Below are 16,287 nucleotides of genomic sequence, written 5' to 3' on the forward strand. Positions count from 1 at the left end.
AATAGGAACAATATCTTTTACGAACCAGATCCCAGCAAATCCATCAAATCCTGCTTAGAAAGTCCCTGAAGCTTCTTTCCGTCTGTGGTCAACAGATTCTGGGCCAACTGTTTTTTCTTTTTCTGAAGCGTAAGAATTTTTTCTTCCACAGTATTGGAGCAGATCATCCGTACTGCAATTACATTTTTGGTCTGTCCTATACGGTAACTACGGTCAATAGCCTGGTTTTCAGCGGCGGGATTCCACCACGGGTCTACAAGGTAAATATAATCTGCCTTCGTAAGATTGAGGCCAACACCTCCAGCCTTTAAGCTAATCAAAAATACACGGATATCTTCATTGTTCTGAAAATGAGCGACTTTTTCCCCTCTGTCTTTCGTTTGACCCGTTAAATATTCAAACTGAATGTTATGACGTTCCAACTCAACTTTGATCAAATCAAGCATGCCTACAAACTGTGAGAAAACAAGGATTTTATGATCTTTTGACTTTCCAAGGATTTGCTCCATCAGAATTTCGATTTTAACAGCATTTTCACCGGAATATCCCTCTTTCATCAGAACAGGGGAATTACATATCTGTCTGAGCCTCGTAAGGCCTGTGAGAACATGCATACTGTTCTTGTTCAGATCATCGTCATCATTGGCTGCAATAAACTCACGAAGTTCTTTTTCATAAGCATTGTAGATCTTGCGTTGTTCCGTATTCATTTCACAGTAGATGACTGTTTCTGTTTTCTCCGGAAGTTCCTTGGCAACCTGTTTCTTCGTTCTTCTGAGGATAAATGGCTTTATCTTTTGCTGAAGCTCTATGGCACGTTTGCTGTACTCAAATTTATCAATTGGAATAGCATAAATATCTTTAAAATACTGTTTGCTTCCCAACAATCCTGGGCAGGCAAAAGAAAGCTGGCTGTAAAGGTCAAATGTGCTGTTTTCAACAGGAGTTCCCGTCAGTACAATCCTGTTTCTTGATTGAAGAAGTCTTGCGGCTTTATATCTTTCAGAATTAGGATTTTTAATCACCTGTGATTCATCCAGAAATACATAATTGAAATTAAAATTTTTCAAAAACTTAATGTCCGAAAGCAGCATCCCATACGTAGTAAGGACTACTTCATAATCAGACATATGAGCCGTTGTTTTCGGTCGGTCTGCACCATAATGAAGCAGAACTTTTATAGAAGGTGCAAATCTGCTTATCTCTTCCTGCCAGTTGAAAAGCAGGGAAGTAGGAACTACAATCAGATTGGTGGTGTGACCTCGTTTTTCCCTCTGTGAAAGAATAAAAGCAATGATCTGGATCGTTTTTCCCAATCCCATATCGTCCGCCAGACATCCTCCGAAGTTGAAGCTGTCAAGAAAATTAAGCCAGTTCAGTCCGTCATGCTGGTAATCTCTCAATTCAGCATTCAGTTCAGCAGGAATAGCTGTTTCCGGAATGTCTTTTACTTTTGAAAACTTCGTAGAATAAGAGGTAAGTTCTTCCTGGATCTCCTGGCTCAGGACTTCTTTTTCAAACAGTGAGGTAACCTCTGTGAAATTGATTTTAGGAATTTTTAAAAGTTCTTCATCAATTTCTCCTGCCTGGAAATAAGCGGATATTTTTTCCATCCATTCTTCAGGGAGAATTCCCATGCTGCCATCATCCAGCTGAACAAATTTACTCTTGTTCCGGATGGCGCGGTGAAGTTGTTTTAAAGAAGCTTCTTTAGGTCCGAATCCTACTTTTAATTGAGCATTAAACCAATCCAGTCCGCTGGTGATCTGAATATTGATTTTAGCACGGTGAGGATTTAATTTGTTGTTTTTTAATTCATTAAAACCAAGTATGATGATTCCTTCATTTCTCCAGGCCTCAAATGCTTCAAGAAACCAGTTGTTATCCAGGAACTTATCCCTGTGAAGATAAAAATACTGATAGCCGTCCATCTGTTCTTCAAAATCAGGATGCTGCTGCATCACCAATGAAGTAAAGCGGGCTTCAGCTGATTCATTTCTTTCTATTTTAAACGGATTTCCATTCTGGTCAGTATCAAAAATCTGCTTTCTGGAATACACCGGAACTTCTACATCACCGTATTTCATAACGGGAGTAATTCCTATATAATTTTCCTGCTGACGGAGATAAATGACTTTTTCAGTCTGATAATTTTTATCTTCAAGTTGTACTTCTGTTGCAGGCTGTATGTAGCTGTAATTAATATGAATACGTTCTTCTATAGAGGAGAGGATATTCTGCATAAAAGCTTCATATTTCGAAGAATGAACCAGTAAAATTTCATTATTAGCCTTAAAGAACCTGATGATTTTAAGCATGTCCGGATCGTATACAAAGCTGAAAACGTTACGGTTACAGACGAAATATTCATTTCTGAGAACAACATTTTTAAATGGGAGAGCAAAATCATTAAATAGCAATTCTCCGGTTATTTCAAAAAATGGATCTTTCTTAAATACAGATAATTGAATCTCCGCATCTAAAGTATTTAATTCAATAAGAGAAAGTGACTTTGAGGAAACGGTTTCTGCGATTTCCCGGTCATGATAATAGACTTCAAGCTCCAGAGGATTCTGTACAATGAGCTTTAAAGCTTCCAGTTCTGACGGATTGTAATCTTCATTATAATTATTCTGAAAAGAAGTGATAGCAGTATAAAATTTTATATCTGCCGGTTTCTCTGCTTTCCATATCAGCTGCATGGAATCTATGGGAGTGACAGGATTTTTGATTTTTCCTGTCTGCGTTATTTCTGCCTCCATCAGAGAGAAGGTCATATGATTGTAATAACGGTGTTTCCCGATAACCAATATTTGCTTTTTCCCGGTTTCCAGTATTGCCAGTTCATCCAGTTTAGAAAGATGCTGAGGAAGTAGATCTCTTGTCAGCATTACATCATCTACAGGAAGCATTTCCTTGATTTTGGGCAATATTTCAATTTGGCCATCTTTGTATTCAAGCTCAAAATACTGATCCAGATCCGGCTCGTTTTCCAGACCATATCCTCTGGCTTTAGGGAGAAATATTTTTTTGCGTAGCGTTTCATCAAAAAACAATCGGTAATTTTTATCTTCAATAATGCAGTGAATAATCTCTGCCTGATGAGCACAAAGCTGGTTTTTCTCTTGGTCACAGGTACAGGAACAAAGCAAGGAGCTGCCTATTTTACTGATGGTAATCACTGGAAAATCCTGGAATGAAGAAGACTGTTTTGTAAATATTCCTGTATTATTTTCAATAGCCACGGGATAGATTTCACGAAAATCCCTGATCCCGATAAATGCGCTGTCTGAGGTATGTTTCAGCAGGTCATATACGGAAAGTGTACTGATATTGATGTTGTCAAGAATATATTCTGCCATAAAAATAGATGGGGACAAACTTACAAAAAACAAATGTATTGAAGAATCCGTTTTGGCTACAGCTTACCCCATTTTGGCAACTCCTGCGTTTCTTCTAATGCTGAACTTTGTCCTGTAATTTTAAACCAAGAAAAATGAAAACAATTTTTATAACAGGTGCTTCTACAGGATTAGGAAAAGCAACTGCCCAATTATTTCAAAACAAAGGATGGAAAGTAATCGCAACGATGAGAAATCCTGAAGCAGCGGCTGATCTTGCCGCTTTGGAAAACGTAACGGTACTTCCTCTTGATGTAACCAATTTTGACCAAATACAGTCTACCGTAAAACAAACCCTGGAACTCACTGATGTAGATGTGGTTTTTAATAATGCAGGGTATGGTCTTATGGGACCATTGGAAGCGTTAAAAGATGATCAGATCGCAAGACAGTTAAACACCAATTTATTAGGAGTTATCCGTGTAACGCAGGCCTTCATCCCATATTTCAGAGCGAAAAACAACGGAATGTTTATTTCTACCACTTCCATTGGCGGTTTGATCGCTTTCCCTTTAAATTCTATTTACCATGCTACAAAATGGGCGTTGGAAGGGTGGAGTGAAAGTATGGCTTTTGAGCTGAATCAGTTTGGTATTGATATTAAAACCGTTTCTCCCGGAGGAATTAAGACTGATTTTGTAAGCCGTTCTTTAGATTCTGCATCAAGTCCTGCCTACGAAGAAATGATAGGATCATTATTTTCCAAAATGGGAGGAATGATGGAAGTGGCTTCTACTCCTGAACAAATTGCAGAAGTAGTATATGAAGCAGCTACTGATGGCAAAAGAAATCTGAGATATGTAGCCGGAGAAGATGCCAAAGCTTTGTATGCTCAGCGTCTAGAATTGGGTGATGAAGTATTCAGAGACCAGTTAGGAAAACAGTTCCTTTAATCCGGATTTTTTTAAAGGTAGTATAAAGTAAATCTTCTTTATGCTGCCTTTTCCACCAAATAATTTATAATTTTATATCATGGAAAAGAAAGATAATGCTCCTTTGAAAATTTCATCCATATCAGAACTGCACAGCATGCTGCAGCTCCCTAAACCGCTTCATCCTTTGGTAAGCCTTGTGGATAACACGAAAATGAGTATCAAAAAGGATATGCTGAAGCGAAGTTTTATCCTGAATTTTTATAAAATCTCTTATAAATATTCTACCAACGGAAAAATGGGCTATGGACAGGGATATTATGATTTTAATGAGGGAGGAATGATGTTCACTGCACCCGGACAGGTTCTTTCTACTGATGAGAATGCTGAATATTGCGGATACACCTTGCTGGTACATCCTGATTTTATCAGAAGTTATCCTTTGGCAAAGAATATCAGAAACTTTGGTTTCTTTTCTTATGATACGAATGAAGCGCTGCACTTGTCTGATCAGGAAAAGACAACCATTACAGGGTTACTTGACAATATTGGAAATGAACTGAATACCGCTATTGATGAAGTAAGCCAGGACGTTATTGTGTCTTACCTTGATGTTCTTCTCAATTACAGCAACCGTTTTTATAAAAGACAGTTTATCACCAGAAAGGCGGTTAATAATGATTTGCTGACCAAGATGGATGATGTACTGGAAAACTATTTCAATCAGCAGGAAACATTAAATAAAGGACTTCCTACAGTAGAATTTCTGGCCTCTACACTCCATCTGTCGCCTCATTATCTGAGTGACATGCTTCGGAATCTCACGGGATTGAATGCCCAGCAGCATATTCATGAAAAACTGATTGAAAAGGCGAAAGAATATCTTACCACCACAGGTTTTTCTGTATCTGAAGTAGCGTATGCTCTTGGATTTGAACATCCGCAGTCCTTCAATAAGCTGTTTAAAAAGAAAACTGATAAAACACCGTTGAGTTACAGACAGTCTTTCAACTAAATAAATAAAAAACACCTGGTTCAAATATCAGGTGTTTTTTATTGTATGCTTTTTAGCCAGCATTTTGCTTTTCTTTGATCAAAGCTTCAATTTTACATTTTGCAGTGGCCCATTCATCATCCAAAATACTGTAATAAGCTGCATTTCTTGTACTGCCATCGCTGAGAACTTTATCTTTACGTAAAATACCTTCAAATACACCACCGATTTTTTCGATGGCTTTTCTTGATCTGAAGTTATCATCTTTTGTTTTCAATTGTACTCTGTTGGTTTTCAGAATATCAAAACAGAAGGTTAGGAGAAGGAGTTTGCATTCAAGGTTGATGGCTGTTCCCCAGAATTCTTTGATGATCCAGGTCCATCCGATTTCCAGTTTCCGGTCTGCAGGATATATTTCAAAAAAGCGTGTGGAGCCAATCAGCTTTCCGGTTTCTTTGTGACGGATTACAAAAGGATATTGATTTCCGGTTTCTCTTTCAGATAATGCACATTCATAGTTTTTATCAAACAAGGTTTTGTCTGAACAGTCTGTAGGAACCAGTTTCCAGAGTTCTTTATCTGCAGCCGCAGCATATAATTCTTCAAAATGCTGTTTTTCAAGAGGAATTAATTCAACGGTTTCTCCTTCCAAAATAGTCGGATAGGCAATCCATTTTTCTTTCATGGTTCATTTTTATACATCGAAATTAAAAAAAAATGAATATCTGTGTTCAAAAAATAAAGTGATTTTTTACCATGATAAGGTCTGAATTTCTATTATTGGTTAAAATGGAACATAAAAATGACAAAAATGAACTAGATTTTAATGGAGTTGCGTGTCTAAATTTGCAAAAGGAATTTTTATCACCCTGTTATAATGAACGAGAGAGAATCTTTTAATGCCAAAATGCCAACAGCCTGTTTTTTACTTTTCTTTGCCCATGGGCTTGTTTTTTCTTCCTGGGCGAGCCGGATTCCTATCATAAAAACTGCTCTTTCCATTAATGAAGCACAGCTGGGAACACTTTTGCTTCTTATGCCGATAGGACAGCTTTCAACGATGGTTCTGGCTGGAAAACTGATCAGTATCTACGGAAGCAGCGGGATTATTAAAAGATGCTTTATGCTGTATCCCTTTTTTCTCTTATTGATTGGTTTATCTCCTTCTTATTGGACATTAGGTGCGGTACTTTTCTTTTTTGGAGTTTCCGGAAACATGTGCAATATTGCCATCAATACACAGGCGATTGAAATAGAATCTATCACGAAAAGAACCCTTCTTTCTTCATATCACGGTGCCTGGTGTTTTGCCGGTCTTACAGGAGCTGTCATAGGTTTGTTAATGATTAATCTCCATGTGGGAACTTTTTATCATTTTGTTATTATTTTCATTCTGGTCGGTATACTTTGGTTCTACAGTACAAAAAATCTGACCAATATTATTCATAAAGCAGAACCGCAGACCCGTTCAATTTTTAAAGCAGTGAATCCTACATTGATTGGTTTGGGAATTATAGGATTTCTGAGTATGGCGATTGAAGGAGCGATGTTCGACTGGAGCGGGGTTTATTTTCAAACTATAGTTAAAGCACCTGAAAGCCTTGTTATATTGGGATATACAAGTTTTATCTTAATGATGACTTTAGGTCGTTTTGTCGGGAATAAAATCATTGAAAAATATGGGAAAAAGATCGTTCTGCAATGTTGCGGCCTATTGATGAGCGGTGGTCTTTTCCTAAGTGTTTTCTTTCCGGAACTGTGGATCTGCATCATTGCTTTTATGATCATTGGCCTTGGAAGTTCCCTGAGTGTGCCTTCCGTTTACAGTACAGTAGGAAAGGTGAGTACAGTGGCTCCGAGTATTGCTTTATCATTTGTTTCCAGCATATCGTTTTTAGGATTTCTGATGGGGCCGCCTCTTATCGGATATATTGCGGAAAGTTTTGATCTCAGGTATTCATATGGTCTTTTTGCCTGTTTTGGGATTTTACTGGCGATTATGGCGGGTCAGATGAAAGTCTTCAGGAAATCATAATCAATTTCTTTTTAAGGGATTTTTGACATGTTATGACACAAGATCGTTGTCTAATCTTGCATTGCAAAATACTTTTTATCTTTATTAAAAATTTCCTTTTATGAAACCGGTCTCAGGAATTGTACCAGAATCTGTTATTGACCATTCTTTTTCCGTAAAACGATTGGAATATGATCTGCCATATTTAGTGGATTTTGTGAGACTTAATTATCATCACATTGTAATCATTGAAAAGGGTAAAGGAGTACTGACGATTGATGAGCATTCTTTTGATATTGCAGATCATGAAATTTTTTTACTCTCAAAAGGTCAGATCTGCAGATTTGAAAATGATTCTGAAGTCTGTGGTTATCATATTTCCTTCGGAGACTGTTTCTGGGAAAGAGTCCCTTCCAGTGCCAGCAATTGCAAGGCTGTTCTGTTTAATAATGCTGCTGCCAATCAAAAACTGATCCCGGATCAAACCGAAACAGATGAATTTTTAAGCTTATTTAAAAGCTTGCTAACGGAGTATAAAACGGAATCTTATACCAACCAGATGGATGTTCTGGCCGCCTACCTGAAAATTATAATGATCAAGCTGGCGAATGTAAAAATGGTAAAAGAAGAAACTTTTGACAGCCAGGATTATATCATTTACCGCAAGTTTATGGAATTATTGAGTAGTCAGTATCACAGCCTTCATGCTGTGAATGATTATTCGGAGTTGTTGAATATTACGCCAAGAAGGTTGAGTGAATTGTGTAAGCGGTGTTCTGATAAAAGTGCCAAAGAAATCATCAACGGGCAGATTATCGCGGAAGCCAAAAGACTTCTTCAGTTCAGTTCCCATTCTGTAAAAGAGATTGCTTATCAGCTTCATTTCGGTACATCGGAACAGTTCAGTCACTTCTTTAAAAAAAATACAGAAATATCTCCGGCAAATTATCGCAGTAAGTTTATTCATATCGGAATATAGTTTCGACTGAAATTTTGACATCTCATCGGTATTTATTGCTATTCTCAGACCTTTGTAATCAGGATATCTTTGGATAAAATTATATAAAGATATGTCAGTACATCGTATGAAAGAAGTTGCGGGAATCATGATCCCGGACAGTAAAATTGCAGCCGAAGCCACAGAACTTCTCCTGGAACACGGCACAGAGTTTATCTACAATCACTCTCTGCGTGTTTTTCTTTTTTCATCATTAAATGCAAAGCGCGAAAACAAAGCTCATGACTCGGAACTATTGTATGTAGCATCCGTATTTCATGATCTTGGACTTGTTTCTCATTACAGCAGCCCTGATCTGAGATTTGAGGTAGACGGAGCCAATGCGGCAAGAGACTTTTTGAAAGGCCATGGGATAGCTCAGGATAAACTTCAGCTCGTTTGGGATACTATTGCGCTTCATACCACCATTGGAATTGCAGAGCATAAAGAAAATGAAGTTGCTTTAATGTATTCAGGAGTGGGATTGGATGTGATGGGAGAAGGATATGAAAACCTGAGTGCAGAACATCGGGAAGAAATTATCAGAGCTTTTCCGAGAAATGATTTCAAGAAGAAGATTATTCCTACATTTTTCGGTGGTTTTGAGCATAAAACAGAAACTACTTTTGGAAATATAAAAGCAGATGTCTGCGCCTTCATGATCCCGAATTTTGAAAGAAAAAACTTCTGCGACTGTATTTTACATTCCCCGTGGTCTGAATAGGAAAATAGCTTTCTCAAAAAATTGACAGCCCTGAACATTATTAGATGATCAGGGCTGTTATTGTTTATATCCAGTTTTCTATAAGATGAAGCCATAGCGCTTTTTCCTTATCGAGCAGAAAGACCGCTGATGATTTTCTTTTAGTTATGATTTCTCCAGTGACTTGTGTTTCAATATAGGTCGCAAGTCCATGATTGCCAGAATGATTAATTTCAATATTTTCCACCTGAATGCTTCGCTCCGGAAATTTCCCAAATACGGTGGGAAGCCATTCTCCAAGCATCGATAGGGTAACAGTATCTCCGTTTCCATTAATCATTTTAAAATCTTGTGAAAATCCGGCTAATAACTCTTGATAAAGACTTTCCTGATTTTCGGTTTTCCCCTGAAACCATTTTTCGATATTCCGGTGAAATTCTTCTATTTCCCAGATGATCTTTTCTGTATTGCTCATTGTTAAATGTATTATATTTTTTGATTTAAACTGATCTTTAATTAATAATTTTCCTTAATCTGTTTCCTGCCCAAAGCCCAGCCACCTGAAAAATACCTATCATTCCTACAGCGGTTGCAAATGCTTCCGTGAATCCTAAAACGGGTATCAGATTAAAAAATAATGTACCAATAATAGCTCCTCCCGTTACACTCCCAATCTGAATACCAATACTTACCAATCCTGAAGCCTGTCCAGCTTTATCCTTAGAAACCAAAGAAATAGCTGTCCGCATCATGACCGGCATAATTGTACCATGTCCAAATCCGGCAATAAACAATGTCAGAAATGTCTGAAAAGAGGGTTTTTGCTCAAAATAAAAAGTAACCGCACTCATTAGAAAGCCTGTCATCAATAAGCTTAATCCCAGGTAGATCATTTTGTATGCTTTCATTTGTACTCTGGAAGTAACCAAAGGTGCTATGAAAAAAGCAAGCCCATAAGGAACAATAGCCAAACCTGTCTCCATTGAATTTTGATGAAGAAATTGCTGAAGATAATAAGGATAGCAAATGAATAAACCCGCAGTGAAATTGTAAAAGAAAATAATCAGAAGACTTAAAGCAAAAGGTTTCTGTTGCAGCAAAGCCGGATCTATAAGAATCGGGCGATTTTTTTGAAGCTGTTTCGTTTCATATTGTAAAAATGAAATTAATACTACAATTCCGGTAATAAGAATTCCGAAAATCCACCAAGCCCATCCAAATTTCTGTCCGAAAATAAGAGGGCAGATGAGCATGAGTAAAGCAAGAATTAACAACAAAGCTCCTATAAAATCAATACCTGTTTGTGCTTTATTATCCTTATTGTCCATGGTAAAATGAATTCCCAGAATACAAATTACCGTAATCGGTACATTAACAAGAAACACCATTTCCCATGAAAATCGTCCCCAATGCATGCTTAAAAGAATTCCCCCAAATAACTGTCCGATCACTGATGCAAGACCAAATACCGAGCTGAAAAGGCTGACAGCTTTAGGTTGTTCCTGACTGTTGAAAAGGTCTTTTATGGAAGCCAATACCTGTGGAGCAAGCAATGATGCACCAATACCCTGAAACAATCTGAAAATAATCAACCAGGTAACATCCGGAGAAAAAGCGCAGGCAATAGAGGAAAACAGAAAAGTGTACAATCCTGCTATAAATATCTTTTTGCGACCGAAAATATCACCCAGCCGCCCGCCACAAACAACAAGTGCCGCATAGGTGAGTCCATAAATGGCTATAACCATCTGAAGTTCATGATCACTGGCATTCAATGCTTTTTTAATAGAAGGCAGAGCCATATTGACAATAAAATAATCCAGTGGTGAAAGAAAAGCACCTGCAATCAGAAAGTTGAGTGCCTGCCACCGTTTCGGATGTACGGTCATATTTTTTTAAGCAAAATTACCCGCTTTGTGTTCTGTTAAAATTGTACTTTTGGAGGAAAATACAGTGTATCATGAAAGGATTGCCTCTTGAAGAGATTGATGTAAGAGAATTAGAACTGAAAGAAGAGATCATTTTTAAAACAAAAGCTTTTCTCTCATTTGTTTATATTGTCAAAGGAAAAGGAATGCTTACTTATGATGGGCGAAACATTAATTTTTCTCAAGGTAAGCTTTTCATTATTCCACAACATGAGGTTTATCGCTTTGAAAGTGAGTCTGCTCAGCTTATCAATATTCAATGTCCGGTGGAATTTATTGATAAAATCCGTCTGGAAGCAGACCGTATTGAAAGTTGTGAGAATTTGTATAAGTTACAATATATCAGTCATAATTATCATGCAAGAGCAGGGTGCGTTTTCAGAAATAACAATGATGAACAATTTGCAGAAACCCTTATTCTGCAAATTGCTAATGAATTCAAAAATAAGGCGGAAGATTATCTAATTATCAGAAATTGCATGTCGATCCTTCTGAACCTGATTGCCCGGAATATCATTCAGAGTGAAACTTCAGACTTGCAGGAAAACCGGAAAGCTTTTTCTATCATGAAGATCATAGCTTATATTCAACAACATATAAAAGACCGTGAGAAGACCGGAATTCAGACTATTGCCGATCATTTTGGAATTTCCGGAAATTATTTCGGAGAATATTTTAAACAGCAGACAGGAATTTCTTATCAGGATTATTTGCTGGATTATAGGCTGAAACTGGTTGAAACCTATCTAAAATACAGCAGTGTCAGGTTAAGTGAGATTGCTTATGAGCTCCAGTTCAGTGATGAAAGCCATCTTTCCAAGCTGTTCAAGAAATACAGAGGAGTAACTCCCGGAGAATACAGGAAAAGTTTCAAATAAATAAATTTTGGAGTAAAGTTTTTTAAAGGTTTAAATTAAAATTCAAAAATATAAAGTTAACTATATAGTTGACTTTATATTTTTATATATTTACAGCAAATATATTTCCAGATGGATTTTGACTTTATTAAAGAACTAGGGTATAAAGCATTGGATAGCAGATTGAAGAGAATCAGTGACCGGATGTCTCATGATGTGCGGAAATTTTATAAAGAATTTGGAATTGATGTGGAACCCAATTGGTATCTGGTTTTTATGCTGCTGCAAAAAAAGGGTGAAATTTCAATTACTGATATTGCTGAGCCTTTGGGATATTCCCATCCTTCAGTTGTGGTTATCGTTAAAAAAATGAACGAAAGCGGTTATCTCATCATCAAAAAAGATAATGTGGATAAGCGAAAGCAGATCATTTCATTATCTCCCAAAGCTATTGAAATGCTTCCTCAGCTCGAGCAGATCTGGGATAGTTGTGAAAAAGCAATTCTGAAGGTATTATCAGAAGATCTGTCGATTTTCACTTATCTGGATCATATTGATCAGGAATTAAAAAATGAATCTTTTCATCACAGGTTTAAACAGGAATATTTAAAATCAATTCAATCATGAAAGCATTAATTCTCATTACAGCATTTCTTTTTTCCACGAATCTGATTTCGGCAACGGAAACGAAAATCATGATCAGAGCCAAAGCAAGAGATGCGAAGTTTATCGGAACTTCATTGGGTGGAGCTCATATTATCATCAGAAACAAGCTTAATCAAAGGATTCTGGCAGAAGGAAATACTACCGGAAGCACCGGAAATACAGATCTGATTATGAAAACGCCTAAAATCAGAGGAAACTCCATTGCAGACGAACAGACAGGAGGTTTTATGGCTGCCATAGATATTGATGAACCTACATTTGTGAATATAGAAGTGGTTTCTCCTTTGAACAGTAAGCAGGCGCAGGCGGTGGTAAGTACAGAGCTATGGCTGATTCCCGGAAAACATATTCTGGGGGAAGGAATTATCCTTGAAATTCCTGGGTATATTATTGATATTCTGAAGCCAAGAACCCATCAGTATATTGCCCTGAAAAGTATTAAAGATAAACCTTTCCTGTTTCAGGCAAATATTGTGATGATGTGCGGATGTGTCATTGATAAAGGAGGCGTATGGAATTCCGATGAAATAGAAGTGAAAGGAATTCTGAAGAAAGACGGAAAATGGGTAAAGAATATTGATATGTCTTTAGTTTCAACCAATCTGTTTGAAGGAAATCACACAATCAATTCTCCGGGAAATTATGAACTTGTTCTGTATGCTTATCATGAAAAAACCGGAAATACAGGTGTAGATAAGGTAAATTATGTAGTTTTTGAATAAAGAGATTGTCTTCAAGATGTCATTCTGAACAGACTGAAAATCTGCGAACGTAGTTCAAAAATGTAATGAAAAATCTCATGTGCTTGGTTATTAATGAGATTCTTCCTTCGTCAGAATGACAGAAACCAAATTGTTTAACTTTTGAGACGACTTTTTATTCAGAGCCAATTATAAAACCTGAAGCTCTTTAAATACTTCTATAATGGCTTCAATAAGTCCTTTGTCTATATTTTTTTCCGAAGCAGCATCCGGAAGGAGAGCCCGTAAATCACCGTGATCATCACGTTCAATAACAACTTCTGTTCCATCTACGTCTACATACAGTTTATATCCATAAGAGAATGTGGCCAGCTTTCCGTTGAAAAGCAGTTCTTTACCCTTATACGTTACCGGTACTTCAAATTCTTCCATTGCTGAGTTCTATTCATTTAAAAATTGGTGCAAATGTCGGGAAATTATTAGAAATATTTGAAGAATTAACTTATTTGTAGAAATAGATTAAGATCAAATATGTGCTTTTCCCCCATAGTTAAATTACTATATTTACTTATACTTGTGGTTTCAATTAAAAACAATGAAAAAACTATTAACCACAATTCTACTTCCCTTAGGCATAGCCAGTCTATCGGGACAAAATAAAAACAGTTCTAAAGAAGTCGAATTTAAATTCAAAGACACTAAAAATACAGCATGTTTTGTTTGTAATCACGTTTTTGATAAATCCAAACCTATCTTATATGTAACCCATGATTCTGACGGATATTGGCAGTTTCTATGCGGTGAAGATCATCATACCGAAGATGATATCAAAGTTATTTCCTTACTACAGGCGGTTACATTGGATGCTACCATTAATGATTTGTATGAAATGCCATTGAATGCCGGAGCAGAAAGAAAGCAAATAAACGAAAAATGGATACCATTTAACATCAGTGAGTAAACGTTTTAAATCATTCCCTAGAATGAAAATCAAAAAATAATCAGCTGCAATCATGAATACAGAAGAATTTTCACGCTTACTCTTATTTCAGAATTATGAAGAAGCAGAAATTGTTTTGCAACAGGGCTTTGATCCTAACACTCTTTTAGAACAGGATAAGCCTGCTATGGAATGGAGTTCTTATGCGGATGACTATAGAATGATGTATATATTATGGAAATATGGTGGTCAACCTACCACGCCCTGGGCAGAGGAAATTATTAATAAGTTTGAAAAAGGGGAAAGCTATATTGAAGTAGAGCAATTTTATTCAAAAGAAAGAAATGATGTAGGTAATATAGAGGATTATAGGGATTTAACCCATGAATTTTCTGTGCAAAAACTTGAATTCCAAACCGGAACAATCCGCCTTCAGGAAGAATCTTTGTATAAAATTTCCATTCCTGTCTCTAAATTTGTTCTTGATAACAGCATTGTGGACACCGCTATAGAACTTGATTTTGTTCCACTGCCGGAACCACTATCGGCCTATATCGGAAAATCTGTTGTGTTTCCTGTAAATCCGGAAGAAGGGTATGCAGATGGCTCTGTCTATGTAAGAAGTAGTCATAATCCTGTAGATCTCATCAGATTGAGTTTTCTAAACGCTGAAGATGGAATGTTGATGGTTGAGGCATCCATGAAATTTGATTTTGAGTACGAAGGAATTGGGTTTGAAAATGAAGAACTTGTCATAAGAATAGCTCTTGAAATTGACTGAGGTATAGATTAGCCATTTAAATTATTTTATTACTTCATATAACTTTACAATGTCTTTGAAACTGATCGTGATAATGCAGTTATTTTTGTGTACAATAAGATAAACAAATTATCTTTGAATATGAAAAATACAATCACCCTTTTCTGGTTCAGACGTGATTTGAGGTTGGAGGATAATATCGGGCTTCATCATGCACTCCAGTCTGATGCTCAGGTACTACCCATTTTTATATTTGATACCGATATTCTTGGGAAGCTTGAAGATAAAGAGGACCGCAGAGTAGATTATATTCATCAGGCCTTGACGGATATCAATATTTCATTAAAAGAATACCACTCAAAAGTCAATACCTATTATGGGAAACCTATAGAAATATTCCAAAAACTATCTGAAGAATATACTATTGAAGGGGTTTTCTGTAACCGGGATTATGAACCTCAGGCGATTGAGAGGGACAAGGAGGTCTATTATTTTTTTAAGGAAAAGAATATTCCTTTTAAAGCCTATAAAGATCAGGTGATTTTTGATAAAGACCAGATAATTAAAAAAGACGGGTCTCCTTATACCGTTTACACCCCTTTTGCCAAGAAATGGCGGGAAGCGTTAACACCTGAACATTATCAATCTGTTAAATTAAATTTTAAAAACCTTTTTCCACAGCAATATTCTGAGATTCTGACTTTAAAGGAAATCGGTTTCAAAAAAACGGATTTTGATTTTAAAAAACCTGTTTTGGAAGCTTCTATTATAGATAATTATGATCAGTTTCGTGATTATCCGGCATTACAGCATACTACACAACTCGGCATTGCTTTACGTTTCGGAACCATCAGCATCCGGAAGTGTGTTGATTTTGCGCTGAAACATAATGCGGTGTGGCTTTCGGAGCTGATCTGGCGTGAGTTTTTTATGCAGATTTTATATCATTTCCCTCAGGTGGTTCATCAGTCATTCAAAAAACAGTATGACAATATCCATTGGCGGAATAACGAAGATGAGTTTAAACACTGGTGCGAAGGAACTACAGGGTATCCGATCGTAGATGCCGGAATGAGAGAATTGAATCAGACGGGTTTTATGCATAATCGCGTAAGAATGATTGTTGCAAGTTTCTTATGTAAACACTTACTGATCGACTGGCGTTGGGGTGAAGCTTACTTTGCTTTAAAACTCAACGATTACGATCTTTCCGCAAACAATGGAAACTGGCAGTGGGCGGCAGGAAGCGGCTGTGATGCGGCTCCTTATTTCAGAGTTTTTAATCCAACGGCTCAGACAGAAAAATTTGATAAAGATTTACTGTACATCAAAAAATGGCTTCCGGAATGGAATACACTTGCATATCCTTCTCCCATCGTAGAGCATACCTTTGCCCGCGAAAGAGCTTTATCAGAATACAAGAAAGCATTAACATAAATAATGTGATATGAAAA

Annotated in this window: 16 protein-coding genes; 11 read left to right on the forward strand and 5 right to left on the reverse strand. The window is 36.9% G+C overall.

The features are described from left to right. Positions 1-17 precede the first annotated feature (17 nt). On the reverse strand, positions 18-3,362 hold the full coding sequence (locus tag ACKTTZ_RS19190; protein ID WP_407846367.1) for a DEAD/DEAH box helicase: 3,345 nt from the start codon (positions 3,360-3,362) through the stop codon (positions 18-20). Between the two features lie 134 nt (positions 3,363-3,496). On the opposite strand from ACKTTZ_RS19190, the gene ACKTTZ_RS19195 reads away from it, so the two are divergent. Both ACKTTZ_RS19195 and ACKTTZ_RS19200 read left to right on the forward strand, forming a co-directional pair. Then, on the forward strand, positions 3,497-4,294 hold the full coding sequence (locus tag ACKTTZ_RS19195; RefSeq protein WP_407846368.1) for an SDR family oxidoreductase: 798 nt from the start codon (positions 3,497-3,499) through the stop codon (positions 4,292-4,294). A 79-nt stretch (positions 4,295-4,373) separates the two neighbouring features. After that, a complete protein-coding gene (locus ACKTTZ_RS19200) occupies positions 4,374-5,288 on the forward strand; it encodes a helix-turn-helix transcriptional regulator (protein ID WP_034696684.1) in 915 nt (304 codons plus the stop codon). 52 nt (positions 5,289-5,340) lie between these two features. Here the strand turns inward: ACKTTZ_RS19200 and ACKTTZ_RS19205 are convergent, their stop codons facing one another. Next, positions 5,341-5,952 carry a GNAT family N-acetyltransferase gene (locus tag ACKTTZ_RS19205; RefSeq protein ID WP_407846369.1) on the reverse strand — a complete coding sequence of 204 codons (612 nt, stop codon included), beginning with the start codon at positions 5,950-5,952 and terminating at the stop codon, positions 5,341-5,343. Positions 5,953-6,144: 192 nt separating this feature from the next. On the opposite strand from ACKTTZ_RS19205, the gene ACKTTZ_RS19210 reads away from it, so the two are divergent. The 3 genes from ACKTTZ_RS19210 (at position 6,145) to ACKTTZ_RS19220 (ending at position 9,002) form a co-directional block, all read left to right on the forward strand. Beyond that, the gene (locus ACKTTZ_RS19210) at positions 6,145-7,302 is read left to right on the forward strand and encodes an MFS transporter (protein ID WP_051934379.1); all 1,158 of its coding nucleotides are present in this window, start codon (positions 6,145-6,147) and stop codon (positions 7,300-7,302) included. 100 nt (positions 7,303-7,402) lie between these two features. Beyond that, positions 7,403-8,260: a helix-turn-helix transcriptional regulator gene (locus ACKTTZ_RS19215; protein WP_034696680.1), complete on the forward strand. Its 858-nt coding sequence runs from the start codon at positions 7,403-7,405 to the stop codon at positions 8,258-8,260. A 91-nt stretch (positions 8,261-8,351) separates the two neighbouring features. Beyond that, on the forward strand, positions 8,352-9,002 hold the full coding sequence (locus ACKTTZ_RS19220; protein WP_253317601.1) for an HD domain-containing protein: 651 nt from the start codon (positions 8,352-8,354) through the stop codon (positions 9,000-9,002). 64 nt (positions 9,003-9,066) lie between these two features. On the opposite strand, the gene ACKTTZ_RS19225 is transcribed toward ACKTTZ_RS19220, so the two are convergent. Together ACKTTZ_RS19225 and ACKTTZ_RS19230 are read right to left on the reverse strand one after the other, a co-directional pair. After that, complete coding sequence (locus ACKTTZ_RS19225; RefSeq protein ID WP_407846370.1) at positions 9,067-9,456, reverse strand: hypothetical protein; 390 nt, start codon at positions 9,454-9,456, stop codon at positions 9,067-9,069. Positions 9,457-9,493: 37 nt separating this feature from the next. Further along, a complete protein-coding gene (locus ACKTTZ_RS19230) occupies positions 9,494-10,870 on the reverse strand; it encodes an MFS transporter (RefSeq protein ID WP_407846371.1) in 1,377 nt (458 codons plus the stop codon). Between the two features lie 71 nt (positions 10,871-10,941). Here ACKTTZ_RS19230 and ACKTTZ_RS19235 point away from each other — a divergent pair, with 71 nt between their 5' ends. The 3 genes from ACKTTZ_RS19235 (at position 10,942) to ACKTTZ_RS19245 (ending at position 13,154) form a co-directional block, all read left to right on the forward strand. Beyond that, entirely contained in the window at positions 10,942-11,787 is an 846-nt protein-coding gene (locus ACKTTZ_RS19235) for an AraC family transcriptional regulator (protein WP_407846372.1), read from the forward strand. A gap of 111 nt (positions 11,788-11,898) precedes the next feature. Next, entirely contained in the window at positions 11,899-12,393 is a 495-nt protein-coding gene (locus ACKTTZ_RS19240; protein ID WP_034696671.1) for a MarR family transcriptional regulator, read from the forward strand. Then, complete coding sequence (locus ACKTTZ_RS19245) at positions 12,390-13,154, forward strand: hypothetical protein (RefSeq protein ID WP_407846373.1); 765 nt, start codon at positions 12,390-12,392, stop codon at positions 13,152-13,154. Before ACKTTZ_RS19240 ends, ACKTTZ_RS19245 begins: the two co-directional genes overlap by 4 nt. A gap of 168 nt (positions 13,155-13,322) precedes the next feature. Here ACKTTZ_RS19245 and ACKTTZ_RS19250 read toward each other — a convergent pair whose 3' ends face one another. After that, positions 13,323-13,565, reverse strand: a complete 243-nt coding sequence (locus tag ACKTTZ_RS19250; RefSeq protein WP_047431165.1) for a hypothetical protein — start codon at positions 13,563-13,565, stop codon at positions 13,323-13,325. 163 nt (positions 13,566-13,728) lie between these two features. Between ACKTTZ_RS19250 and ACKTTZ_RS19255 the strand changes: the two genes are divergently transcribed. From ACKTTZ_RS19255 to ACKTTZ_RS19265, 3 genes are all read left to right on the forward strand, one after another. After that, the gene (locus ACKTTZ_RS19255) at positions 13,729-14,094 is read left to right on the forward strand and encodes a hypothetical protein (RefSeq protein ID WP_034696665.1); all 366 of its coding nucleotides are present in this window, start codon (positions 13,729-13,731) and stop codon (positions 14,092-14,094) included. A gap of 52 nt (positions 14,095-14,146) precedes the next feature. Next, positions 14,147-14,854 (forward strand): hypothetical protein, encoded by a 708-nt coding sequence (locus ACKTTZ_RS19260; RefSeq protein WP_407846374.1) that lies wholly within the window; start codon positions 14,147-14,149, stop codon positions 14,852-14,854. A 120-nt stretch (positions 14,855-14,974) separates the two neighbouring features. Next, positions 14,975-16,270 carry a cryptochrome/photolyase family protein gene (locus ACKTTZ_RS19265; protein ID WP_407846375.1) on the forward strand — a complete coding sequence of 432 codons (1,296 nt, stop codon included), beginning with the start codon at positions 14,975-14,977 and terminating at the stop codon, positions 16,268-16,270. The last annotated feature ends 17 nt before the right edge of the window (positions 16,271-16,287 follow it).

It is taken from the genome of Chryseobacterium sp. KCF3-3 (assembly GCF_045865955.1).
Lineage (GTDB): Bacteria > Bacteroidota > Bacteroidia > Flavobacteriales > Weeksellaceae > Chryseobacterium.